We start from the raw sequence: 22704 nt of genomic DNA on the forward strand, positions 1-22704 counted from the left end.
CCGATGCTTCAGCGTGGCTGACATCGTGGGAGGATGTGCGGTGATTGGCTATTGGACGAATCAGTCCTGTTGCTCTGCTGCGTCCCATCAAGCCGATCCAGGAAGCCCTTGATTTGCTCTTCAGTCCATGCGTCGAAATCGCCGCGCAGCATGCTGGCCGCCTGCTGTTGCGTGATTCCCATGCGTTGCGCTGCCTCCTGTGGCATCAGTCCAAGGCTGCGCATGGCTTTTCTGATCTCGATCACCAATCCAGTTTTGATCTTGAGCCTTTCAGCGTCAGGCAGCCCGAGGTCGGCAAACACGTTGCCGGAACTGGACTCGCATTCGACGCCATCAGCGGCTCTGATCATGGTTGTGCCTCGCGCAGGACTTGCACTTTTGCCGACCTGCCGACGCTATTCCGGGAAAACCAGCCCAACGGCATTTCGAGCACGCCATTGACCAGTCCCGCCGAGCAGTGCGCGTCCAGCGTTTCGGGCTTCATGTCGGCCGTGTTGGTGATGGACCCGCTGGGCGCAATGAACGCGACCGACAGGGGTAGCGGCGTGTTCTTCATCCACATGCACACGACCTGAGGATGGGGGAAGACGAACAGCATACCCTGATCGGCGCCGAGATTGGTACGGCCCATCAGCCCGGTCTCGCGCTGCCGGTCCGTCCGCGCGACCTGGACCCTGGCGGCATGCCCGCCGACTGCGATCGTGGCCACTGGCAGATCGCGCTGCGGCTCGACCGCACGCCCTGGCGGAAGCGTCATAATGACGGCAAGCGCGGCGCCCATGGTGGCGATGGTTCTGGGTCCGAATCCCATGTCAGGATCCGATGGCCGCCATGGCGGCCTCATCTTCCGCGCCGAACTGATGCCCACGGGCCAATAGCACGTCGCGAATCTGCCTGACGCTGTCGCAGACATAGTCGATGCGCGGGCTGGCGCTGGCGTCCACCCCGACCACCTCATCGGTGGCATCGAGCAGCCAGGCCGCCATGCGTGCGCGCAACTCGGAATCGCTTCGCTGGAGGAGTTCTGGTTGCGGAAATTTGTACTTCGAAAAATCTATTTGTTCTAGCATTGCGTTAGCAGGCCGTTGAAAAATCCCCCGCAGCCGCTGCGGCAGGCGTTACGATCTGAAGCCATCGGTGAACGACCCAGACAAAGACGATGAGAGGCAGTCCAAACTTCAGGGGGCGATGTTCAGCCATATTAGCCTTGAAGATCGTGTGCCGCAGGCACACCCGTTGCGCAAGTTTCGAGCCGTGGTCGATGCGTTGCTGGCGACGATGAGCAGCCAGTTCGAGGCGGTGTATGCCCGCTGCGGTCGCCCCTCAGTGCCGCCGCAGATGCTGCTCAAGGCCCTGCTGCTGCAGATCCTGTTCTCCATTCGCAGCGAGCGGCTGCTGGTCGAAGCGATCAACTACAACCTGCTGTACCGCTGGTTTGTCGGCCTGAACATCGAAGACAAAGTCTGGGACCACTCCACCTTCAGCGCCAACCGCGAACGCTTGTTCAACGAAGACCTCGCCCGCGCCTTCTTCGAGCGCGTCAAGCTCAGCGCCCAGTGGGCCAAACTCGCCAGCGACGAACACTTCAGCGTCGACGGCACGCTCATCGAAGCATGGGCCTCGCACAAGAGCTTCAAGCGCAAGGACGACGACAGCAGCGCACCAGCCGGGCGCAACCCCGAGGTGGACTTCAAAGGGCAAGCGCGCTGCAACGACACCCACGCCAGCACCACCGATGCCGAAGCCCGGCTTTTCAAGAAGAGCGCGGGCGACAAGTCCCGCCTGTGCCACATGGGGCACATCCTCATGGAGAACCGCAGTGGGCTGATCGCCGATGTCGAGATCACCCACGCCAGCGGCACAGCCGAGCGCGAGGCAGCGCTGGCGATGCTCAAGCGCCGGGGCAACAAGAACAAACGGGTCACGGTCGGCGCTGACAAGGGCTACGACAGCAAGGCCTTCATCCAGGGCTGCAGAAAGCTCAACGTCACGCCCCACGTGGCGGCCAAGGACAAGCACTCGGCGGTGGATGGCCGCATCAAACGGCACGAGGGCTACAAGACCAGCCTGAAAGTGCGCAAACGCATCGAAGAGGCCTTTGGCTGGATCAAGACCGTCGGCGGTCTGGCCAAGACCAGGCTGATCGGCCAAGCCAAGCTTACGGGGCAGGCACTTCTGTGCTTTGCCACCTACAACCTGGTGCGTATGGGCAGCATCGGCGGATGGTGGGACGCGCATCATGCGTGAGCCATGGGATACGTGCGCCCGAAATGGGCGAAGTGGCCTGCAAACAGGCTCGATAGGCCATCTTGATGGCTGCGCAGCAGCGTTTTCGCAAGCCGTTTCCTCAGAATCAGAGGCCCCGGCGCGCTGGATGAGTACTTTTTCAACGGCCTGTTAGAGCGATTGTTGTGGTTGCATGTTGGCGCCGATGCCGATTTGAGCCACATGCCGATCGGCGACTGGGCCATGGAAATTGAGCTGCGCGCGGCGTCAGGCTTGAATTTCGTCGTGCTCTAACCGGCTCACCGCAAACCCGGCGCATGGCTCAAATCGGCATCGGCGCCTCGTTCCATCGGTTTTTTGAAACAGCATCCCTTGGTGCCATTCGGACGCTTTGCGACAGCGTCAGCGACCTGGCAGGTCAGCCGTGGGTTACGTCCGCGCTCGCGCAACTGACGCCTGAGGCCGATGCCCAGACGTGTGCCCAGGCTCGACGGGCGCTGTCCGACGGCTGCCGACATCTGACCACGGAATTCCTGTCGATGCTTGAAGGCGATGCGCGACGGGTTATCGCATTGGCCGAAGGCAAAGGTCCCGCGGCAATCAAAGTCGTCGAGCGCGACATCTACAAATTCGATGATCCGGAAGGCGGACTACGTGCCGGCTTTGATGCACAGACCGACGACCTTGGGAGATCGGTGTTCCTGCTGATTCGGGTGCCCCAGCTGTTCGAGGAGGCCGAGCGATTCCACTGCACCGCCATTCGGAATCGGCTGCTCGACCTCTCGGGGCGTTGAAAGCATGATCAATCAAGATGCCGGTGTCCGTGGCGGACTCCATCCGAGTGGGTATGGACATGGTCATGGACTGTGGGGTTGGCAGGCACCGCCTGTTCAATCCCACCCCATTTCCAAATGGCAACTGACACCAGCCAGCCGGTGATAAACAGTCCCACAACGAAGTAGCCAATATCTCCGAAGTCTAGGGCCGTGATCGCCTGCGCGACCGGTCCTTGCCAGCCTACGAGCGGAATCAGCACCTGCAGCAATTCGATACCTCCTAAAAGCAACGCAACCAAGACCGAGAGACTGGTGGTGGTGATGTTGTAAAAAATCTTGCGCACAGGATTGATGAAGGCCCAACCGTAGGCTTTGACCATGAGTACACCGTCTGTCGTGTCCATCGCACTCATGCCCGCTGTGAAGAGAATGGGCAGCGACAACACAGCCAGCATGGGAAAATTGCCCGTTGCGGCCCCAGCAGTCAGCGCCAGAAGGCCGACTTCAGAAGCGGTATCGAATCCCAGTCCGAACAGAAATCCGACCGGATACATCTGCCAGCTATGGCGCACGAACTTCTGGACCCGCCCCCCAAACACACGGTTGAGTAGTCCACGCTGAGCAAGTAGTTGATCGATGTGATCGTGATTGTGGTGATGTGACTTCCTCTCGCGCCAGATCTTCAGCATGCCCATCAAGACTGCGAGATTTAGCAAGCCAACAAATAGCAAAAAAGCGCCGGAGACCAAGGTCCCGAAGATGTTGCCGAAACTCTCCAGGCTAGGAAGAAAATGTTTGACAAGACCAGCCGAAATTGCCGTGAAGACAGCAAGCAAGAACACGATGGTCGAATGACCCAGCGAGAAGAAGAAGCCGACTCCCAAGGGCTTCTTGCCTTGTTGCATCAGGAGACGAACGGTGTCATCCACTGCCGCAATGTGATCTGCATCGAATGCGTGTCGCAAGCCGAACAAATAGGCCACAAGTCCCAATCCAATCATGGCTGGATGATCGGCTGAGTAATACAGATATAAACCCCAACCCAGTACGTGAAGACCGAGAATGACTCCATAGTAGCCAGATAGTTGCAACAAATCTGCACGGTCAAATTTTCCCAAACAGTCGCGAGGCTGAGATGATTTCAGATATGCGATGGTTTCAGTATTCATGGCTGTAGTCCTCGAAGAATCAAAACTCCAGGTGCAGGCGCGCACCCAGAACCGTGGCAGCAGGGTTCACGCCCGACGGGTGCCAGATGCGTTGCGCATCGGGCTGCAGGTAGACGCCAGCGGCAAGTTTGTAGGCGTAGGTCGCTTCCAGTACGGTTTCCGGATGCGGCTGACCGCGCAAGTTGGCCCGGGCCAGGCCGATGCTGAAACTGTCGTCGTCGCGCCCGGCCAAGGGGCGCTGCACGCGCAGTCCCAGGCCTAAGTAATACGGCAGCGCATTGACCCGGCCGTTGCAGGCGGCGAGTTGGACGAAAGCGCCGTAGCGCGGGCCGTTGGCCACGTCCCAGCGCGTCTCGCTGATGCCGTAGACCCCGCCGGTGGAGGGGCCGAGCAGCGGGTCGTTCTGCCGCATATGCCAGACGCCGAGCTTGAACACCTGCCACGGCTGGCCGTCGGCCAGGGCGCCGATGCTCTTGCTGGCTTCCGCCAGCGCCAGCGCGCCAGCGTGCAGCACGCCGCTGAACTCGGGTGGATTGGCCTGCCAGACACCGGCCTGCAGCGCATAGCCGTCGCCCAGCGTTACGCCCCCCATCAGGCCCAGGCCCGGATTGAGAAAGGTGGCGATGTTGGCATTGCTGGTCAGCGTGGGCACGAAGCCGAACGAGGCGTTTTGCAGCTGCGCTGCCACCCCGACGCTGGAGAAGTAGTAGTTGACGTCCATGATGCCGACACGATAGAACGCGGGGCCGACGTCTTGCCGATAGGTGAATTGATAGAGGCGCAAAAAATTGCTCGCCCAATTGTTGCTGGTGGTTTGCAGCGCGCCGGTTTGCGCGGGCAGATTGCCGTCAGTGCGCAAACCCATCAGGCTGAATTCAAACAGCCCGCCGCGCCACAGCCCGGCCTGACTCGTGTCCAATTGGCCGCCCAGCTGCAACACCGCGTCACTGGTAACTTGTCGGCGCAGGCCGCCAGCGGCCACGCCAACCACTTCGAGGTCGAGATGGCCGGAAAATAACAAGCCGTTTTCCAAGGTTTTGAACGGCGGCAGTGCGGGGGCGTTGTACGGCGCGATCTGGAATTCGCCGGGATTGTCGGCAGCATTGGGTACGACAGGCGTTGCAGCTTGCGCGCGTGCCAGCGGCAGCAAAGCAGCCAGTGCAACGCCAGTCAGGGTGAGGGATGTAGTTTTTTTGGGGGGTCTAAATTAATGAACATAACCCATCTCAAAATTCATCGCCGTCCACACGACGCGTATCCTTGAATGAACGCCAACCGCTGATCATCGAACTAACGATAGATTGGCGTGACATGATGTCTTCACGAACAGCTACGTAGATATGCACTAAGATGAAAGTAATCAGATACCACATAGCGAGGTGATGCGCGGTACGCACAGCCTGTGGTTGTCCAAATAAGGGCGTAATCCAGGAAGAAAACCAGTCATACTGCCAAGAGCCTGGAAGTGTTCCCTCACCGAATAGTGCAAGTCCCGTCAGTATGATGAAAATGGAACCCCATACGAACATGACATGCATCGTCAAGACGGCAAGTGGATTGTGCCCCGAATATTTTTTGGGTTCCAGAGCAAGGAACAGATACCACTTGATCTCGTGCCACACGCCGCTCCAATATTCGCCGCGGAAGATGGGAGGAAGAAAGATCTCGCGTGCATGTGAATTGCCCACAAAGGCCCAGTAGATACGAGTAAGGAAACCGATAATGAAAATGTATGCTGCGGCAAAATGGACGAAGCGGATATACCCCATCAAGAAATGGTCATATGGTTGACCAGGCTGGCTAGGTAGCGGGTGCCCAATGAAAAAACCGGTCACACATAGAGTGATGATGGCGAAAAACTGAACCCAGTGCCACAACCGGACCGGGGCTTCATAGACATACACCGCCGGCTCGACATGGGTTTGATGCGTGGACTGCGCGCTCATGCTTGTCTCCTGATTCGTCAATGGCGCTGAGCCTGGCCAAAGGCACAGGCCCAGCTACTTACTTCAGCGCACCTTCACTCGGGTGAGTTCACCGCCGTCTTCGCCCATCACATGGGTGGAACATGCGAGGCAAGGATCGAAGCTGTGCAGGGTACGCAATATCTCGACCGGCTCGTCCGGCCGCTCCATCTTGGTATTCATCAGGCTAGCCTCGAAAGCGCCAATGTTCCCCGCCGGATCGCGCGGCGATCCGTTCCAGGTGGTTGGCACCACCGCCTGATAGTTCTCCACCCTCCCGTCTTTGATGCGGATCCAGTGGCCCAGCGCGCCACGCGGGGCGGCGACGGTCCCAACACCCTTGGCCTCCTTGGGCCAGGTGCTCGGATCCCACTTCTCCATGTTTGCGGTCGAGGTGTCGCCGGCCTTGATGTTGGCGATCAGGTCGTTCCAGTCGTCCACCATCATGTCGGCGCAATACTCAGCTTCGAGTGCCCGCGCCAAAGTGCGACCAATGGTGGTCTGCAGCGCCGTCTTGGGGGCGAGATCGGTACCGGCGAGCTGGTTGAAGAAGGCCACGCTGCGATCCACCTGCTCGCGCTGGTACGGGAATTTCTTGGCATAGGCGATGGTGTAGCGTGACAGCGGCCCCACCTCCACTGCATGGCCCTTCCAGCGCGGCGCCTTGATCCAAGAATACTTGGCGGTTTCGTCGATTTCCTGGATGTTGGTTTTTGTTCCCTTGGTATTGGGTCCAAGTTCGAACTTGGGATCGGTCACGCCATCCCAGGGGTGCAGGCCCTTGTTCTCCTGACCCGGATAGGTATACCAGGAGTGGCTCACGAACTCCTGCACCTGCTCGGGGTCGCGCGGATCGACCTCGAACACCTCGTTCCAGTTGCCGTTGAGGATCACGCCGCCGGGCATCTGGTCGGTGGACTTGTCATACGGAACCTTGGCGTAGTCGCCGTAGTCCATTACGCTTTTGGCGCCGAGGCCGCCTCCGTATAGCCAGTCTTTGTAGAAGCTGGCGATGGCAATGACATCGGGCACGTAGACGTTGCGGCAAAAGTCCACCATCTCCTGGATGCGGGCGCGCACAAAATTCAAGCGCTCCATGTTCAGCGGGGCACCCGCAGCCAGGTCGCCGTCCATATTGATGGCGCAGGGTACGCCCCCCACGAGGTAGTTGGGGTGTGGGTTTTTGCCGCCGAAGATGGTGTGGACCTTCACGAACTCGCGCTGCATGTCCAGGGCCTCAAGATAATGGGCAACTCCCATTAGGTCGGCCTCAGGCGAAAGTTTGTAGGCCGGGTTGCTCCAGTAGCCATTCTTGAACGGACCGAGCTGCCCAGAATCCACGAATTTCTTGATGCGCGACTGCACGTCGCGAAAGTAACCAGGGCTGGACTGTGGGTGATTGGGCGACACTGTCTGCTGCAGCGTCGACGTGGCCTTCGGATCTGCCTTCAGCGCGTTGATCGGGTTGACCCAGTCCAACGCGTGCAGGTGATAGAAGTGCACCACATGGTCGTGCACCTGCAGGGTCTTGGCCATCATCTCGCGAATGAGATAGGCGTTCTTAGGGATCTTGATCCCCAGCGCATCCTCCACTGCGCGCACCGAAGCCAACGCATGACAGCCGGTGCACACGCCGCAGATGCGCTCGACGAAGGCCCAGACGTCGCGCGGATCGCGGCCCTTGACGATGACCTCCAGTCCGCGCCACATGGTGCCAGTGGACACCGCATTGCGAATAATATTGTCCTTGTCGACGTTGACTTCGCAACGCATGTGGCCCTCGATCCGTGTCACCGGATCGACAACTACACGCCGCCCAGAGGTGTCTAGTGTGTAGCCGTTTGGGGTAGTAGTCATACTCATTCCGCGCCTCCAGTGTGGTGAGTTTCGTTATTCGGTTGGTCCTTGCTACGCAGCCGCTTGACTGCACTGGCCACCGCATGCACCCCAACAGCCGCCCCAACGACACCGGCGGTTACTGCGCCGATGTCATCCGCGTTCGCTTCGGCCCCGAACGGCTTGATGTCGGTGAGGTGGGCGTACCACGAGCCCTTGTCCCAGAAACCGTCCTCCGAGCAACCGATGCAACCGTGACCCGACTGAATGGGGAAGGACACGCCGTCGTTCCAGCGCGTGGTCGAGCAGGCGTTATAGGTGGTCGGCCCCTTACAACCCACCTTGTAGAGGCAATACCCCCTACGTGCGCCCTCATCGTCAAAGGCCTCAACGAACTGACCGGCATCGAAATGCGGACGGCGATAACACTTGTCATGAATGCGTTGGCTGTAGAACATCTTCGGTCGGCCCTGGCGATCCAGTTCGGGCATCCGGTCGAAGGTGAGCATGTAGGTGATGACCGCCGTCATCACTTCGGCGATGGGTGGGCAGCCCGGCACCTTGATGAGCGGCTTGTCGGTGATGACCTTGTGAACTGGCGTGGCCCGGGTCGGGTTGGGCTTGGCCGCTTGGACACACCCCCAAGAGGCGCAGGAACCCCAGGAGATGATGGCCTTGGCGTTACTCGCCGCGTAGCGCAGCTTTTCCACAAAAGGCTGGCCGGCAATGATGCAGTACATGCCGTCCTCGTTGAGCGGCGGATTGCCCTCCACGGCGAGGATGTAGTTGCCCTTGTACTTGTTGACCACCTCTTCCACGATGGCCTCGGCCTGGTGACCTGCGGCGGCCATCAGGGTGTCGTCGTAGTCCAGCGAGATCATCGACAGGATGACATCCTTGGCCAGCGGGTGACCCGAACGGATGAATGACTCCGAACAACAGGTGCACTCGAGCCCGTGGAGCCAGAGTACCGGCAGCCGAGGCTTGTTCTCCATCGCGTAGGCGATCTCCGTGGCGTACCGAGGCCCGAGGCCAAGGGCGGCCGCAGTCAGGCTGCAGTACTTGAGAAAACTGCGGCGCGAAATACCCTGGCGCCGCATCACTTCATAGAACGTTTCCGTCACCGGCATGGTCTGCCTCCTCGTTGATTTTGGCTTCACTGGAAATTCACTGGAAATCAAGTGAACAGTGCGTTTAATGCAAACCATATGCCAAGCCATTAATCATAATAAAATCAATAACTTAGCGGAAAAATTTCCCAGCATTCATGGTTAACCCTAGGTTGTTTCGCAGCCAGGAGCGACCCTAGAGCGATAAGCCGCTATCCAGTCGAAGCACATGGACTTGCGGCGCCCTTCCACAGGAATGTTACTTTTCACTTTCTACGCCAACCTGCAAACCTCGTTTTCATTTTTGCGTCAAAGAACTGGAAGCCGCGCGTCCATTTCCAAAGTAATCATGCACTTAGTGCGGTCACGTGGGGCTGGCATCGTATTTGCTGAGTACATTCCAAAATATCCAATGCCAGTCAGGCTACCGCCCCTTGGCTGCGGAACGACAACAGAAGGAGACCCCCATGCTGGACGACCCGCCGTCCGTACTCATTCTCGGTATCGGCAATCTGCTCTGGGCCGACGAAGGCTTCGGCGTGCGCGCTGTCGAGACGCTGCACCGCACCCACGCCTTCGGCGGTAACGTCCGGCTGATGGATGGTGGCACCCAGGGACTCTACCTCCTCCACCACGTGCAGGATGCCGACATCCTGCTGGTGTTCGACGCCGTCGACTACGGCTTGCCGCCCGGGACGCTGCACTGCGTGGTCGGCCGCGACGTGCCGCGGTTCATGGGCGCGAAGAAGATGAGCCTGCACCAGACCGGCTTCCAGGAAGTGCTGATGACGGCTGAACTACTCGGCGGCATGCCACGGAACCTCGCATTGGTGGGGGTGCAGCCGCAATCTCTGGAAGATTTCGGCGGGAGTCTGACACCGCCGGTACGCGCCCAGATCGAGCCAGCCATAGCCGCCGGTCTGAGCTGGCTGGAAGGCCTAGGTGTCGTCGCCACCCGGCGCGACATCCCGCTGAGCAACGACGAGCGCCTTTCCCCAGCCGCGCTGGAGTTAACCCCGTACGAACGCGGCCGACCCGCCCCCGAAGCTGCGCCCCGACAGGGCGATCCGCGGGTGCTGGCCGACCCGGCAGTGCGCTTCGATCCCAAGCCCCTGCCCGACGCCTGGCAGCACCTGAGCGTCAACGTTGACAGCCGCCGCCCCCTCTGACCATGTGCATCGGCCGCCCAATGCGCATCCTCGAGATGCACGACTTCTCAGCCCTGTGCGCCGGCACCGACGGCGCGCAGCAGGTCGTTGACATGTCGCTGGTCGGCCCGCAGTCGGCCGACACCTGGGTGCTGGTCTTCCTCGGCCACGCCCGCAACGTGCTCGACCCCGACGAGGCGCAGCGCATCAGCGACGCGCTGGCCGCGCTCGACTGCGTGATGCGCGGCGAGACCGCCGACGTCGACCGCCTGTTCGCCGACCTCGTCGACCGCGAGCCCGAACTCCCCACCCACCTGCGCCACCCCGCCGCGCTGCCCTGAAAGGAGCCCTCAATGTCTTCCGCGCTGATCGATCGACTGACCGATGCGCTCGGCTACCCGCGCGTCACCGCCCGCACGCTCGACGCCGTGCTGCACTCGGCCGAGAACACAGTGCTGTTCTTCACTGGCGACCCGGCCACCACCCCCGAGGCCAACGACATCGCGGTGGTACTTCCCGAACTGGTCCGCCACTTCGACGGCCGCCTGCGTCCGGCGGTGGTCGCCCGTGAGGATGAACGCGCACTGCAGGCGATCTACGGCTTCGAGATCTGGCCTGCGCTCGTGTTCCTGCGCAAGGACCAGTACCTCGGCGCCATCTCCCGGATCCGCGACTGGGCCGATTACCTAGCGCAGATCCAGGGCTTCCTCGACGCTGGCCCGGTGCGGCCGCCCGCGCCGCGCATTCCCATCCTTCCCGCCTAAGACCGACACCATGCGCAAGCCCATCGACATCCCCATCGTCGCCCTCGGCCCCGGCAGCCAGCCGGAGGAGGACGACACCCTCGAGTACATGGCCATGCCCAAGGAGATGTACACGCACGACGCCATCTCCCTGCCCGATCCGGACGACCTGCGCAGGCGCCACCGCGTGCGCGACCTGCTCGAGGACCTGCTGGTCACCGTCGGCGCCTACGTCCCGGGCGAAGAGGACGCGATCGTCCATAGCCTCTCCCGGCTGGACGTTCACGACCTCGCCTGCGTGAACCAGATCCTCGGCGAAGGCGAGGTGAGCATCACCATCGACCTGCCCGGCGGCGTCATCCTGGCGCAGGAATCGGTGCTCACCGGCATCTGGCGCGTGCGTCAGGTAGACGCCGCGCAGACCATACTTGACGACCACATAGAAGTTGGCGACGTCCCTCAAGCAGTGCGCAGCAGTAGCTTCGGTGACGCGCTCGGCACCACCCTGCAACCCGGTGCACCCATTCCAGGAGTACAGAACGCGCCGGCGCTGCTGGCCGAGATTGCCAACAAGATATGCACTTGGGCACCAGGCAACCCAGCCCACGTCATTAACCTCACCCTGCTGCCACTGACTCGCGAAGACCTCATTTACCTTGGTAGTGAACTCGGCGTTGGTTCGGCCACGATCCTCTCGCGCGGATACGGAAACTGCCGTATCGGCGCAACCCGCATGCCCAACGTCTGGTGGGTCAAATACTTCAACTCGCAGGACGCGCTGATCCTCAACACCATCGAAGTCGTCGACGTGCCTCAAGTCGCGTTGGCCGCGCCCGAGGACTTCGCCGACACCGCCGACCGTCTGCGCGAGATCCTCGCCCTGTTCCGATGAACACCTTCGAAGGCTCCTACCTGGGCGACGCCTCCCGCCTGCGCGACGACGCGCGGCTGGAATGCCGCATCTGCTGGTACGTGTACGACCCCGCCATCGGTGACCCAGTGTGGCAGGTTCCGCCGGGCACCCCGTTCAGCCGACTGCCGCCGCATTGGCGCTGCCCCGAGTGCGATGGCGACGCTATGCACTTCATGGTGTTGCAGGACGAGTCATGAAGGCACCCGCTGAGGACCTCGCCACGATCGGGCAAACGCTGGTACAGGCTTACACCCAAATCCAACACACCCGCATGCGTGGTCTGCCTATCGTCAACTCCGCCCTACAGGTCGAGGCAGTGGGCCTTCGCCCTTGGAGCGGTCTGTGCGTCGGTGTGCTCGTTACCCCTTGGTGCATGAACCTGCTCGCTCTGCCCATGCCCGGAGGGTGTGCCTTACCACCGGTTCCCACTGGAACGGTGCGCACCTTAGACCTGCCCGCTGGCCGCTACGACCTGCTGGCCGCTCACCTGCCGCAGATCGGCCACCACCTCAGCGGCTCACTCTACTCGCCGATGGACGAGTTTGCCAGCCAAGATGAAGCCGTCACAGCCGCCCATGCTGCCCTCGACCTGTTGTTCGACCCTACAGCCGCGACACATCTCCAAGCAGTTGCCGAGTCAGCCTCGGTATTGCCCAATGGAGCAGTCGACGCCAGCAATGTCTCGCGCCGCAGCTTCTTGTTCCCAAGTTCCGCTGGTTAGGCATCGCCATGCACGCCGCGCAGCAACACCTGCATATACACATCGGAGCACCAGACTCCAGCGGCCGCGCCGTCCGCATCGATAACCAGCGCCCAGTGCAGGCCATGCGCCTGTTCGAAGGTCGTACAGCCACGCAGGCCATGCAACTGCTGCCCTTGCTGTTCAACCTGTGCGGCCACGCGCAACTCGCGGCGTCACGCGACGCCCTGCGCGAAGCGCTACCGCCAGCGGATCCCGCGCAACGCCATGCACTGCACCGCCGCGTACAGTTCGAAACCGTGCGAGAGCACCTGCTGCAGATCCACCGAGACTGGCCCGCTCTATGCGACGCCCTGCCTAATCTCGACGACCTCCGCCAGATCGTCTGCCGCACAGATGCCGCTGCGGCACACCCTACAGCCCTTGACGCGTTAGTCGACTGGGTGAATCACCGCACCCTAGGGGTGCCGCCTGCCGAATTTCTGGCATACGACAATATCGACGCTCTACGCCACTGGGCGCGGGTGACCACCAAGGCTGCCGCGCCCCGGTGGCTCAATGCCCTGTATGACTGCGCGACAACCCTGCCCACCATTGAGTTGCCGACGCTCGAATCGATGCCGCCCGACAGTCTTCGCACAGCGATCATTGCCGACGCATCCTTGCAGTTCGTCAGCCAACCCACCCATGCCGGTGTCTGCCTGGAAACGGGCCCTGCCGCCCGGCGCCGCGACCACCCGCTGGTGCGAGCCGTCGCCCTCCACGGCCTGCTTGGCCGCCTAGCAGCGCGGCTAGTGGATCTTTGCATCGTGCTCACCGACCTCAAACAGGGCGATGATGCCGCTCCTCACCCTTCCGAAGCAGCTGGCCTGGGCTGGGTCGACAGCGCCCGCGGTAGGCTCTTCCACTATGTCGAGCTGGACGCGCAGGAGCGCATCGCGCGCTACCGTATCCTGGCTCCTACAGAATGGAATGCACACCCGCGCGGACTGGCCGCGCAGCTGCTCGCCGGTATCGGCCATGGCACCCCAGCGACCACGCGCAGGCAGGCGCGACTGGTTCTCCAAGCCGTCGATCCCTGCGTGCAGGTTACCCTGCATCTCGTCATGCCGGAGCCCGCCCATGCATGAAATGTCGCTGTGCGAAAGCATCGTGCAGATCATCGAAGATCAGGCTCGTGTTCAGCAGTTCAACAAGGTGCGGCGCGTGGTGCTTGATATCGGCGCGCTATCGCCGGTGGACGTGGGCGCGCTGCGATTCTGCTTCGACGTGGTCGCCGTGCATAGCGTGGCGCAAGGTGCCGCGCTGGACATTCACACGTCACCCGCGCAAGCTTGGTGCATGTCCTGCGCCACGCGGGTGGAGGTCACCCAACACGCCGATCCCTGTCCGCTCTGCGGCAACCACCAGGTGGTGGTCGAGGATGGCGACGTGATGCGCATCAAAGAACTGGAGGTCGACTGATATGTGTACCGTTTGCGGTTGTTCCGAGGGCGAAGCCCGGGTTAGCGGTCAGGCGCTCGCTGGCACCAGTGCTGTGCACCACACCAACCATCATCACAGTCACGACGGCCATGGCCACGATCACAATCATGACCATCCGCACGATCATACCCACGACCATCACGACCACGCCCACGCGGTCAAGGGGATGGCGGGCGGAGCCAACCACCACTACGGCAACGGCCCCGCTCGCGCCCATGCGCCGGGGCTGAGTCAATCGCGCATGGTGCAAATCGAGCAGGACATTCTGAGTAAGAACGACAGCTACGCTCGCGACAACCGGCGGTTGTTCCAGCAACGCGGCATCTTCGCTCTAAATCTCGTCTCCAGCCCTGGGGCAGGGAAGACCACGCTGCTTACCCGCACCCTCACCGACTTGCGCGGCGAGTTCGGTCTCGCGGTGATTGAGGGTGATCAGGAAACTTCGCTCGACGCTGACCGCATCCGCGCGACCGGTGTGCCCAGCGTGCAGGTCAATACTGGCAAGGGCTGCCACCTGGATGCGCACATGGTCGGCCGCGCCATCTCCGAACTCGACCCGCAGCAGGGATCGGTACTATTCATTGAGAATGTAGGCAACTTAGTCTGTCCAGCCGCATTCGACCTTGGCGAGGCGCACAAGGTGGCCATCCTTTCGGTGACCGAGGGTGAGGATAAGCCGCTGAAATACCCAGACATGTTCCACGCCGCTAACGTCATGCTGATCAACAAGATCGACCTTCTCCCCCACCTGGATTTCGACGTCGATCGCTGCATCGACGCGGCCTTGCGAATTAACCCTGATCTGCAGATCCTGCTAGTCTCGGCACGTAACGGCGAGGGGCTGGACACATGGTACGAATGGCTGCGCTTGTCGCGCCGTACCCGCCTGATCGGCCGTCCATTGCCTCTGCGTGCCGACACACCCACCGCATGAACCGGCCCATGGCCACCAAGCCCACCATCCTGGTCGTCGATGACGAAGTGCGCTCGGTCGAGGCGCTGTCGCGCGTGCTGGATGACGACTTCGATGTGCTGAGCGCAACCTGCGCCGCGGAGGCGCAAGTGCTGCTGGAAAAGGAGTGGATCCAGGTCATCCTGTGCGATCAGCGCCTGCCCGAGACCACAGGGGTGGAGTTCCTCTCCCGGGTGCGGCAGCAGTGGCCGGAGGTGATCCGCATGATCATCTCCGGCTACACCGATTCGGAAGACATCATCGAGGCGATCAACGAAGCCGGCATCTACCAGTTCATTAGCAAGCCGTGGACACCCTCGGACCTTTTGCTCAAATTGCACAACGCGGTGGAACTGTTCCGCCTGCAGCGCGAGAACGAGCAGCTCGCGATCGAGCTCAAGCTCAAGCCGGCGACGTTGACCGACAGCCTGCAGCACAAGCGCCGCGTGCTTCAGGCCCGCTTCGACTGGGACCAGGGCATCGTGCGCGCCGCCGACAGCCCGCTCAACGCCTTGTGCGACATGGTGCGCACCGTGTCGGCCTACGACGTCAACGTGCTGGTGTGCGGTGAGTCGGGAACCGGCAAGGAGCTGTTCGCCCGCGCGCTGCACTACAACAGCCTGCGCCGCGACAAGCCCTTCGTCGCCGAGAACTGCGGTGCGCTGCCCGACGACCTGCTCGAAAGTGAACTCTTCGGTCACAAACGCGGTGCCTTCACCGGCGCGGTGGAAGACCGCGTCGGGTTGTTCGAGCGCGCCAACGGCGGCACGATCTTCCTTGACGAAGTGGGCGACATCTCGCCGGCATTCCAGGTCAAGCTGCTGCGAGTGCTGCAGGAAGGCGAGATTCGCCCGCTGGGCAGCAACACGCGCCGCTCGGTCGACGTGCGGGTGCTGGCCGCCACGCACCGTGACCTCAAGGAGGAGGTGCGGTCGGGCCGCTTTCGGCAGGATCTGTTCTTCCGGCTGGCCACATTCAGCATCACCATTCCGCCGCTGCGCGAGCGCCGCACCGATATCCCGGTGCTGGCGCAGTCGCTGTTGCAAGAGGCCATGCGCACCCTGGGAAAGACAGTACGCGGCATCACGCATGAAGCCCTGGCCTGCCTGCAGGCCTACGACTGGCCCGGGAATGTGCGCGAACTGCAGAACGAGATCAAACGCATGCTGGTGCTCGCGCCCGGCGACCTGCTCGGTGCTGAACTGATCTCGCCGCACATCCTGCGCGGCACCACCGAGGAGGCGGCCGAGGCGCTCGATCTGCTCGCCGGCAGCGAAGGCTCGCTCAAGGAGCGGATGGAGTCGCTCGAGGCGCGCATCGTCAAGGAAACGCTGATCCGCCACCGCTGGAACAAGACCCGCGCGGCGCAGGAACTGGGCCTGTCGCGCGTTGGCCTGCGCAGCAAGCTTGAGCGCTACGGCCTGGAGAAGATCGAACAGATCGAGGAGTGGGTCGACCATGGCTGATCTTCGCTACCTTGATCTGCGCGCCGAAGCGGCGGCACCACCGGGACCCGCCACGCCGCTTAGCATGAGCGAAGACGCGTGGATCGAGGTCATCCACCGCATGGACGAGATTTACGCCGATCTGGTGCGCTACCAGGTGGACCTGGAAGAGAAGAACGCCGCGCTAGAAGAGGCGCAACGCTTCATCGACAGCGTGCTGTCATCCATGTCGGACGTGCTGGTTGTTGCGAACGTGCAGGGCCGCATTCAGCGGGCGAACAAAGCGATGGTCAACCTGCTCGGCCGCAGCGAGGCGGAACTCGTCGGTACCGAATTGTCGGCGCTGTTCGCGCCGTCCGCCGCGCCGATGATCGCCAACTTCCCCCACCACATCCGCACCGGCGGCATCTTCGATTGCGAAATCGAGATCATTGCAGCCAACGGCGAGGCCGTGCCACTGGCGGTGAACTGTAGCCCCCGCTATGACAACGAGGGGACGCTATCGGGCATGGTGGTCACCGGCCGCCCGCTTGGCGAACTGCGGCGCGCCTACCGTGATCTACAGGAAACCCACAAGCAGCTCAAAACCGCGCAGCAACACCTTGTACAGTCGGAGAAGATGGCTTCGCTAGGCCGGCTGGTCGCCGGCGTCGCCCACGAACTGAACAATCCGATCAGCTTCGTATTCGGCAACATGCACACCCTGCAGCGCTACGGCGAGCGGCTGCAGGACTACCTGAACCTGGTGGAACGCGGCGCCCCGCCCGACATCCTGGAACAAGCGCGCAAGAACAACCGTATCGACCGCATCCTCAAGGATCTCGGGCCGCTAATTGCCGGCTCGCTCGAAGGCGCGGAGCGGGTGAGCAATATCGTTCAGAACCTGCGTCACTTCGCCACCCCGCAGCGCCAGAAGCGCAGCACCTTCGACCTCTGCCGCCTCGTCGAGTCCAGTCTGGCCTGGGTCAGCAAGGCCGTCCGCCAGCAGGCGCAGATTCGCCTCGACATGCCCGCCGAGCTCCCCGTGCACAACAGCGAGGGCTATGTGCAGCAGATCCTAATCAACCTGATCCAAAACGCATTCGACGCCATGAACGGCATGGACCAACCCCGACTGGACCTGCGCGTCTCGGCTACGGACGGCCACGCCCGCGTCCAGGTGCGCGACCACGGCAGTGGCATCTCCGAGGACAACCTGCTGCGGGTGTTCGATCCGTTCTTCACCACCAAGCCGGTGGGCAAGGGTACCGGGCTGGGCCTGTACATCAGCTACGGTCTGGCCACCGACCAGTGCGCCGGCGCCTTCTCGGTGCGCAACCACCCGGACGGCGGCGCCGAATTCACCCTGGAACTGCCGATGGAGGCCGTGCATGGCTGACCGCCTGAGTCTGCTTTGGTTGCAATCCGGCGGCTGCGGCGGCTGCAGCATGTCGCTGCTCAACGCAGAAGGGCCGGACCTCTACACTGCATTTGACCTTGCGGGCATCGATCTGCTCTGGCACCCCTCGCTCAGCGAGGCCAGCAACGGCGAACTGATCGCACTGCTGCAGGCCGTGGTGGATGGTACGCAGCGGTTGGACATCCTCTGCCTCGAAGGCGCGGTGATGCACGGACCCGGCGGCAGCGGCCGGTTCCACATGCTCGCCGGCACCGGCCGCCCGGCACGCGACTGGCTGATCGACCTCGCAGCCAAAGCCCACTACACCGTGGCCATCGGCAGCTGTGCGGCCTTCGGCGGCATCACCGCTGCGGGGGACAATACGCCTGAGGCTACCGGCCTGCAGTACGACGGAACCCGAAGCGGCGCCTTGTTGCCCGCATCGTGGACCTCTCCAGGCGGCCTGCCAGTGATCAATATCGCCGGCTGTCCTGTGCATCCCGGTTGGGTGACCGACACCCTGGCACAGCTCACCCATGGGGAACTGGGCCAGGCCGCGCTTGACGAACTCGCCCGACCCCGCAGCTACACCGACCATCTGGTGCATCACGGCTGCGCGCGCAACGAGTTCTACGAGTTCAAGGCCAGCGCCGAAAAACCCTCCGACCAGGGTTGCATGATGGAGCACATGGGCTGCCTCGGAACCCAGGCGCGGGCGGACTGCAACCTGCGCCCCTGGAATGGCGGCGGCTCCTGCCTCAAGGGCGGCTATGCCTGTATCAACTGTACCGCGCCGGGATTCGAGGAGCCTGGGCGCCCCTTCACCGAGACGCGCAAGATCGGCGGCATCCCGGTCGGTCTTCCCAGCGACATGCCCAAGGCCTGGTTCGTCGCGCTCGCCTCGCTGGCAAAGGCCGCCACGCCCGAGCGCCTGCGCCGCAACGCGGTGGCAGACCACATCGCGATGCGGCCGTCGGTGCGGCGGAGCAAGTGACATGACCGCCATCGCCCGCCCGATGTCGTGCGCCGATGCGCGCCGGGGACACCACGCATGAGCCGGCGCATCTACGGTCCGTTCAACCGCGTCGAGGGCGACCTCGAGGTGCAGGTGGAGATCGCCGACGGCCGCGTGGCCGCGGCCTGGGTCAACTCGCCGCTGTACCGCGGCTTCGAGCAGATCCTGCACGGCAAGGATCCGCGCGACGCGCTGGTGTACACGCCGCGCATCTGCGGCATCTGCTCGGTGTCGCAGTCGATGGCCGCCGCCGCGGCGTTGCGCGACGCCGCCGGCACGACCGAGACCGACAATGGCGCGCTGGCGGCCAACCTAGTGCTGGCTTGCGAGAATTTGACCGACCACCTCACCCACTTCTACCTGTTCTTCATGCCGGACTTCGCCCGCGCGGACTACGCCGCCCGGCCCCGATTTGACACCGTCGCGGCGCGCTTCAAGGCGCAGACCGGCACCGCCGCGCGCGACATGCTGCCGGCACGCGCGGCCTTCCTGCACCTCACCGGCATCCTCGCCGGCAAATGGCCGCACAGCCTGGCGCTGCAGCCGGGCGGCACCACCCGGGCTATCGAGCCGCAGGAGAAGGCGCAACTGCGCGGCATCGTCGCCATGTTCCGCCGTTTTCTCGAATCGACCCTGTTCGACGACCGGCTGGAGCAGGTCGCCGCGCTCGACTCGGCCGCGGCGCTGCAGCGCTGGGCCGAGGGCCATCCGCGCGGTGACTTCGGCCGCTTCCTCCAGATCGCAGCCGAGCTGCAGCTCGACGCGCTCGGCCGCGGCGGCGGCCGCTTCCTCAGCTACGGCGCGTACGCACTGCACGGTGCCCCGCTGTTCGCCCGCGGGGTCTGGGATGGCGGGCCGCGCCCCTTCGACGCCGCCCGAATTACCGAGGATATCTCGCACGCCCGGCTGCAGGGCCAGCCGGGGCCGATGCATCCTTTACACGGATGCACCCTTCCGGCCGCCGACAACCCTGCCGGCTACACCTGGTGCAAGGCGCCGCGCCTCGACGGCGAGGTGATGGAAACCGGCGCGCTGGCCCGTCAGGTGGTCGATGGCCATCCGCTCGCCCGCGACCTCGCCGCGGGCGGCGGCAGCGTGCTCGCCCGCGTCGTCGCCCGGCTGCTGGAACTAGCGCGCGTGGTGCCGGCAATGGAGCACTGGATCGCCGCGCTGCAGCCCGGTGCGCCGTTCTGCAACCAGACCGAGGTGCCGGAGGAGGCTGACGGCGTCGGTCTGGTCGAAGCTGCCCGCGGCAGTCTCGGCCACTGGCTGCGCATCCGCAAGGGCCGCATCCTTAACTACCAGATCATTGCGCCGACCACCTGGAACTTCTCGCCGCGCGACGCCGCGGGCACCCCGGGTGCACTGGAGGCGGCCCTCGTCGGCACGCCGGTGGGCGACGACGGTGCCGCCAGCGCGGCAGTGCAGCACGTGGTGCGCTCCTTCGATCCGTGCATGGTCTGCACCGTGCACTGAACACCATGGGTGCCGCCGAACGCCACGTCACCGCCACGCCGCGCACCCGCAGCGGCCGGCTGCTGCGGGTGCGCGGCGTGGTCCAGGGTGTGGGGTTCCGGCCGATGGTGTGGCGCCTGGCGCACGAACTCGGTCTAGTCGGCAGCGTGCGCAACGACGCCGACGGCGTGCACATCGCGGCCTGGGGCACGGCCGACGCGCTCGCCGCACTGGCGGACCGGCTGCGCGCGCAGTGCCCGCCGCTGGCGCGCATCGACGCCATCGACATCGTGCCGCTGCCGTGCGGCGACCCGCCGGCGAGCTTCACCATCGCTGCCAGCACCGCCGGCCGCGCCGCCACCGAGGTGGTGCCCGACGCTGCCACCTGCCTCGACTGCCTAGCCGAAGTGCGCGACCCCGGCGCCCGCCGCTGGCGACACGCCTTCGCCAACTGCACCCATTGCGGTCCGCGCTTTTCCATCGTATGCGCCGTGCCCTACGATCGCGCCAGCACCGCGATGGCCGCATTCGCGATGTGCCCGCGCTGCGCCGCCGAGTACGCTGACCCGGCCGACCGGCGCTTCCATGCCCAGCCCATCGCCTGCCCAGACTGCGGCCCGACCCTCTGGCTGGAGCAAAGTGGCGAGCCCATCGCAGGCGACCCCATTGCTACTGCCGCCGAGCTGCTACGCGCTGGACACATCCTCGCCGTCAAGGGCATCGGCAGCTTCCACCTTGTGGTCGATGCGACCCGACTCGACGCCGTCGCCGCGCTGCGCGCGCGTAAGCGGCGCCCGCACAAGCCGCTCGCGCTAATGGCGCGCGATCTCGACGTGGTGCGCCTCTACGCCGCGGTCGGTCCCGACGAGGCGCAGGCACTGGCCGGCCCGGCCGCCCCGGTAGTGCTGCTCGACGCCACCGGCCCCCAATCGCTGCCGGCGGCGGTCGCGCCGGACACCGGCCTGCTCGGCTTCATGCTGCCAATGAGCCCGCTGCACCACCTGCTGCTCGCCGGTTTCGATACCCCGCTGGTGTTCACCTCTGGCAACGCGTCGGGCGAACCGCCTTGCGTCGACAACGCCGAGGCGCTCGACCGCCTCGGCGGCATCGCGGACGCCTTCCTGCTGCACGACCGCCCCATCGTCAACCGCCTCGACGACTCGGTGCTGCGCCGCGTCGGCGACGGCCTGCAGCCGCTGCGCCGCAGTCGCGGCTACGCTCCGGGTGCGCTGCCGCTGCCCGACGGCTTCGGTGACGCCCCGACCGTCACTGCGCTGGGAGCCGATCTCAAGAACACCGCCTGCCTGCTCGGTGGCGGCCGCGCTATTCTGTCGCCACATGCCGGCGATCTCGGCGGGGCGCTGACCGCGGCCGACGCGCAACGCGGGCTGGAGCGGTTGTCGGCGCTGTTCGCCCATCGCCCACAGATCGTCGCGGTGGACCGGCACCCGGGCTACCACGCGACGCGGCACGGCCGCGCGCTGGCCGAGCAGGCCGGTCTGCCTCTCGCCGAGGTGCAGCACCACCACGCCCACGTCGCCGCCTGCATGGCCGACCACGGCCATCCGCTGGGCGGCGGACCGGTGCTGGGCCTCGCCCTCGACGGCCTAGGCCTAGGCGACGACGGTACGTTCTGGGGCGGCGAACTGCTGTGCGCCGACTACGCCACCTACCGCAGGCTGGCCAGCCTGCGCCCGACCGCGCTGCCCGGCGGCGATGCGGCCAGCCGTCAGCCCTGGCGCAACCTCGCCGCGCAGCTGCTCGCCTTGCCCGACGCCGCCGCGCTACTCGCCCGCCACGCCGACCTGCCGGCGGTGCGGCAGCTGCGATCCCGACCGCTCGACACGCTGTCGCGCATGATCGCCACCGGCCTGCACGCGCCGCCGGCATCGTCCACCGGCCGGCTGCTCGACGCGGTCGCCGCGGCGCTCGGCCTGCATGCCGAGGCGCAAACCTTCGAGGGCCAGGCGGCGATGGCGCTCGAAGCGCTGGCCACGACCGGCCGCGACGACGGCGCCTACCCCTTCGCCTTGGCGCCGGTCGACGGGCTGCTGCGCGTCGACCCGGCCCCGCTGTGGCCCGCACTGCTTGCCGACCTGCAGCACGGGGCGGCGCCCGCCGATGTGGCACGCCGCGTGTTTGCCGGTCTGGCGGCCGCCTGGGCCGAAGCGGTCGCCAGCGCCGCCGCTGGCGCGCCGTTCGCCGCGATCGCGCTGTCGGGCGGCGTGTTCCAGAACGCGCTGTTCAGCCGGATGCTGGCCGACCGCCTGCGCCACATCGGCCTACCGGTGTGGATGCACCGCCGCGTCCCGGCCAACGACGGCGGCCTGGCCCTCGGACAGGCGGTGATCGCCGCCGCCTGCGCCCTTCAACCCGATCGGAGCAACTGA

At 64.1% G+C, this 22704-nt stretch carries 24 protein-coding genes; 16 read left to right on the forward strand and 8 right to left on the reverse strand.

What is annotated here, in order from left to right:
* Positions 1-8: 8 nt before the first annotated feature.
* Genes ACZ47F_RS09415 through ACZ47F_RS09425 form a run of 3 tightly spaced genes read right to left on the reverse strand, consistent with a single transcriptional unit; the run spans position 9 to position 998 of the window.
* On the reverse strand, positions 9-350 hold the full coding sequence (locus tag ACZ47F_RS09415) for a helix-turn-helix domain-containing protein (RefSeq protein WP_464924462.1): 342 nt from the start codon (positions 348-350) through the stop codon (positions 9-11).
* Positions 347-811, reverse strand: coding sequence for a DUF192 domain-containing protein (locus tag ACZ47F_RS09420; protein ID WP_464924463.1), 465 nt, complete (start codon positions 809-811; stop codon positions 347-349). Before ACZ47F_RS09420 ends, ACZ47F_RS09415 begins: the two co-directional genes overlap by 4 nt.
* A 1-nt stretch (position 812) precedes the next feature.
* On the reverse strand, positions 813-998 hold the full coding sequence (locus tag ACZ47F_RS09425) for a hypothetical protein (RefSeq protein ID WP_464924464.1): 186 nt from the start codon (positions 996-998) through the stop codon (positions 813-815).
* Between the two features lie 190 nt (positions 999-1188).
* Here ACZ47F_RS09425 and ACZ47F_RS09430 point away from each other — a divergent pair, with 190 nt between their 5' ends.
* Both ACZ47F_RS09430 and ACZ47F_RS09435 read left to right on the forward strand, forming a co-directional pair.
* On the forward strand, positions 1189-2247 hold the full coding sequence (locus tag ACZ47F_RS09430; protein ID WP_464926615.1) for an IS5 family transposase: 1059 nt from the start codon (positions 1189-1191) through the stop codon (positions 2245-2247).
* A 296-nt stretch (positions 2248-2543) separates the two neighbouring features.
* Positions 2544-3020: a hypothetical protein gene (locus tag ACZ47F_RS09435; RefSeq protein WP_464924465.1), complete on the forward strand. Its 477-nt coding sequence runs from the start codon at positions 2544-2546 to the stop codon at positions 3018-3020.
* A gap of 8 nt (positions 3021-3028) precedes the next feature.
* On the opposite strand, the gene ACZ47F_RS09440 is transcribed toward ACZ47F_RS09435, so the two are convergent.
* From ACZ47F_RS09440 to ACZ47F_RS09460, 5 genes are all read right to left on the reverse strand, one after another.
* Positions 3029-4171: a HoxN/HupN/NixA family nickel/cobalt transporter gene (locus tag ACZ47F_RS09440; protein ID WP_464924466.1), complete on the reverse strand. Its 1143-nt coding sequence runs from the start codon at positions 4169-4171 to the stop codon at positions 3029-3031.
* 19 nt (positions 4172-4190) lie between these two features.
* Positions 4191-5321, reverse strand: coding sequence for a carbohydrate porin (locus ACZ47F_RS09445; protein WP_464924467.1), 1131 nt, complete (start codon positions 5319-5321; stop codon positions 4191-4193).
* Positions 5322-5397: 76 nt separating this feature from the next.
* The gene (gene cybH, locus ACZ47F_RS09450) at positions 5398-6117 is read right to left on the reverse strand and encodes a Ni/Fe-hydrogenase, b-type cytochrome subunit (protein WP_464924468.1); all 720 of its coding nucleotides are present in this window, start codon (positions 6115-6117) and stop codon (positions 5398-5400) included.
* A 63-nt stretch (positions 6118-6180) separates the two neighbouring features.
* On the reverse strand, positions 6181-7992 hold the full coding sequence (locus tag ACZ47F_RS09455) for a nickel-dependent hydrogenase large subunit (RefSeq protein WP_464926616.1): 1812 nt from the start codon (positions 7990-7992) through the stop codon (positions 6181-6183).
* A gap of 2 nt (positions 7993-7994) precedes the next feature.
* Positions 7995-9101 (reverse strand): hydrogenase small subunit, encoded by a 1107-nt coding sequence (locus tag ACZ47F_RS09460; RefSeq protein ID WP_464924469.1) that lies wholly within the window; start codon positions 9099-9101, stop codon positions 7995-7997.
* Positions 9102-9547: 446 nt separating this feature from the next.
* Here ACZ47F_RS09460 and ACZ47F_RS09465 point away from each other — a divergent pair, with 446 nt between their 5' ends.
* Genes ACZ47F_RS09465 through hypF form a run of 14 tightly spaced genes read left to right on the forward strand, consistent with a single transcriptional unit; the run spans position 9548 to position 22704 of the window.
* Positions 9548-10249, forward strand: a complete 702-nt coding sequence (locus ACZ47F_RS09465; RefSeq protein WP_464924470.1) for a HyaD/HybD family hydrogenase maturation endopeptidase — start codon at positions 9548-9550, stop codon at positions 10247-10249.
* Between the two features lie 2 nt (positions 10250-10251).
* Positions 10252-10569, forward strand: a complete 318-nt coding sequence (locus ACZ47F_RS09470) for a HypC/HybG/HupF family hydrogenase formation chaperone (protein ID WP_464924471.1) — start codon at positions 10252-10254, stop codon at positions 10567-10569.
* A 12-nt stretch (positions 10570-10581) separates the two neighbouring features.
* The gene (locus ACZ47F_RS09475) at positions 10582-10992 is read left to right on the forward strand and encodes a hydrogenase-1 expression HyaE (RefSeq protein ID WP_464924472.1); all 411 of its coding nucleotides are present in this window, start codon (positions 10582-10584) and stop codon (positions 10990-10992) included.
* Positions 10993-11002: 10 nt separating this feature from the next.
* Positions 11003-11863 carry a hydrogenase expression/formation protein gene (locus ACZ47F_RS09480; protein ID WP_464924473.1) on the forward strand — a complete coding sequence of 287 codons (861 nt, stop codon included), beginning with the start codon at positions 11003-11005 and terminating at the stop codon, positions 11861-11863.
* Entirely contained in the window at positions 11860-12081 is a 222-nt protein-coding gene (locus ACZ47F_RS09485; protein ID WP_464924474.1) for a rubredoxin, read from the forward strand. The genes ACZ47F_RS09480 and ACZ47F_RS09485 overlap by 4 nt, the downstream gene beginning before the upstream one ends.
* Positions 12078-12605 carry a [NiFe]-hydrogenase assembly chaperone HybE gene (gene hybE, locus ACZ47F_RS09490; protein WP_464924475.1) on the forward strand — a complete coding sequence of 176 codons (528 nt, stop codon included), beginning with the start codon at positions 12078-12080 and terminating at the stop codon, positions 12603-12605. Before ACZ47F_RS09485 ends, hybE begins: the two co-directional genes overlap by 4 nt.
* An 8-nt stretch (positions 12606-12613) precedes the next feature.
* Positions 12614-13714, forward strand: coding sequence for a nickel-dependent hydrogenase large subunit (locus ACZ47F_RS09495; protein WP_464924476.1), 1101 nt, complete (start codon positions 12614-12616; stop codon positions 13712-13714).
* Positions 13707-14048: a hydrogenase maturation nickel metallochaperone HypA gene (gene hypA / locus ACZ47F_RS09500; RefSeq protein WP_464924477.1), complete on the forward strand. Its 342-nt coding sequence runs from the start codon at positions 13707-13709 to the stop codon at positions 14046-14048. Before ACZ47F_RS09495 ends, hypA begins: the two co-directional genes overlap by 8 nt.
* Position 14049: 1 nt before the next feature.
* Positions 14050-15003: a hydrogenase nickel incorporation protein HypB gene (gene hypB / locus ACZ47F_RS09505; RefSeq protein WP_464924478.1), complete on the forward strand. Its 954-nt coding sequence runs from the start codon at positions 14050-14052 to the stop codon at positions 15001-15003.
* Entirely contained in the window at positions 15000-16487 is a 1488-nt protein-coding gene (locus ACZ47F_RS09510; RefSeq protein ID WP_464924479.1) for a sigma-54-dependent transcriptional regulator, read from the forward strand. Before hypB ends, ACZ47F_RS09510 begins: the two co-directional genes overlap by 4 nt.
* Positions 16480-17844 carry a PAS domain-containing sensor histidine kinase gene (locus tag ACZ47F_RS09515; protein ID WP_464924480.1) on the forward strand — a complete coding sequence of 455 codons (1365 nt, stop codon included), beginning with the start codon at positions 16480-16482 and terminating at the stop codon, positions 17842-17844. The genes ACZ47F_RS09510 and ACZ47F_RS09515 overlap by 8 nt, the downstream gene beginning before the upstream one ends.
* Positions 17837-18838, forward strand: coding sequence for an NADH-quinone oxidoreductase subunit B family protein (locus ACZ47F_RS09520; protein ID WP_464924481.1), 1002 nt, complete (start codon positions 17837-17839; stop codon positions 18836-18838). The genes ACZ47F_RS09515 and ACZ47F_RS09520 overlap by 8 nt, the downstream gene beginning before the upstream one ends.
* Positions 18839-18895: 57 nt before the next feature.
* Positions 18896-20335, forward strand: coding sequence for a nickel-dependent hydrogenase large subunit (locus ACZ47F_RS09525; RefSeq protein ID WP_464924482.1), 1440 nt, complete (start codon positions 18896-18898; stop codon positions 20333-20335).
* A 5-nt stretch (positions 20336-20340) separates the two neighbouring features.
* Positions 20341-22704, forward strand: a complete 2364-nt coding sequence (gene hypF / locus ACZ47F_RS09530) for a carbamoyltransferase HypF (RefSeq protein ID WP_464924483.1) — start codon at positions 20341-20343, stop codon at positions 22702-22704.

It is taken from the genome of Thiomonas islandica (genome assembly GCF_055383445.1).

Bases quoted from the DNA above. Each gene is read 5' to 3' on its own strand.
- ACZ47F_RS09415 (WP_464924462.1), bottom strand. From the start codon at position 350: ATGATCAGAGCCGCTGATGGCGTCGAATGCGAGTCCAGTTCCGGCAAC.
- ACZ47F_RS09420 (WP_464924463.1), bottom strand. From the start codon at position 811: ATGGGATTCGGACCCAGAACCATCGCCACCATGGGCGCCGCGCTTGCC.
- ACZ47F_RS09430 (WP_464926615.1), top strand. From the start codon at position 1,189: ATGTTCAGCCATATTAGCCTTGAAGATCGTGTGCCGCAGGCACACCCG.
- ACZ47F_RS09435 (WP_464924465.1), top strand. From the start codon at position 2,544: ATGGCTCAAATCGGCATCGGCGCCTCGTTCCATCGGTTTTTTGAAACA.
- ACZ47F_RS09440 (WP_464924466.1), bottom strand. From the start codon at position 4,171: ATGAATACTGAAACCATCGCATATCTGAAATCATCTCAGCCTCGCGAC.
- cybH (WP_464924468.1), bottom strand. From the start codon at position 6,117: ATGAGCGCGCAGTCCACGCATCAAACCCATGTCGAGCCGGCGGTGTAT.
- ACZ47F_RS09455 (WP_464926616.1), bottom strand. From the start codon at position 7,992: ATGACTACTACCCCAAACGGCTACACACTAGACACCTCTGGGCGGCGT.
- ACZ47F_RS09460 (WP_464924469.1), bottom strand. From the start codon at position 9,101: ATGCCGGTGACGGAAACGTTCTATGAAGTGATGCGGCGCCAGGGTATT.
- ACZ47F_RS09465 (WP_464924470.1), top strand. From the start codon at position 9,548: ATGCTGGACGACCCGCCGTCCGTACTCATTCTCGGTATCGGCAATCTG.
- ACZ47F_RS09470 (WP_464924471.1), top strand. From the start codon at position 10,252: ATGTGCATCGGCCGCCCAATGCGCATCCTCGAGATGCACGACTTCTCA.
- ACZ47F_RS09475 (WP_464924472.1), top strand. From the start codon at position 10,582: ATGTCTTCCGCGCTGATCGATCGACTGACCGATGCGCTCGGCTACCCG.
- ACZ47F_RS09480 (WP_464924473.1), top strand. From the start codon at position 11,003: ATGCGCAAGCCCATCGACATCCCCATCGTCGCCCTCGGCCCCGGCAGC.
- ACZ47F_RS09485 (WP_464924474.1), top strand. From the start codon at position 11,860: ATGAACACCTTCGAAGGCTCCTACCTGGGCGACGCCTCCCGCCTGCGC.
- hybE (WP_464924475.1), top strand. From the start codon at position 12,078: ATGAAGGCACCCGCTGAGGACCTCGCCACGATCGGGCAAACGCTGGTA.
- ACZ47F_RS09495 (WP_464924476.1), top strand. From the start codon at position 12,614: ATGCACGCCGCGCAGCAACACCTGCATATACACATCGGAGCACCAGAC.
- hypA (WP_464924477.1), top strand. From the start codon at position 13,707: ATGCATGAAATGTCGCTGTGCGAAAGCATCGTGCAGATCATCGAAGAT.
- hypB (WP_464924478.1), top strand. From the start codon at position 14,050: ATGTGTACCGTTTGCGGTTGTTCCGAGGGCGAAGCCCGGGTTAGCGGT.
- ACZ47F_RS09510 (WP_464924479.1), top strand. From the start codon at position 15,000: ATGAACCGGCCCATGGCCACCAAGCCCACCATCCTGGTCGTCGATGAC.
- ACZ47F_RS09515 (WP_464924480.1), top strand. From the start codon at position 16,480: ATGGCTGATCTTCGCTACCTTGATCTGCGCGCCGAAGCGGCGGCACCA.
- ACZ47F_RS09520 (WP_464924481.1), top strand. From the start codon at position 17,837: ATGGCTGACCGCCTGAGTCTGCTTTGGTTGCAATCCGGCGGCTGCGGC.
- ACZ47F_RS09525 (WP_464924482.1), top strand. From the start codon at position 18,896: ATGAGCCGGCGCATCTACGGTCCGTTCAACCGCGTCGAGGGCGACCTC.
- hypF (WP_464924483.1), top strand. From the start codon at position 20,341: ATGGGTGCCGCCGAACGCCACGTCACCGCCACGCCGCGCACCCGCAGC.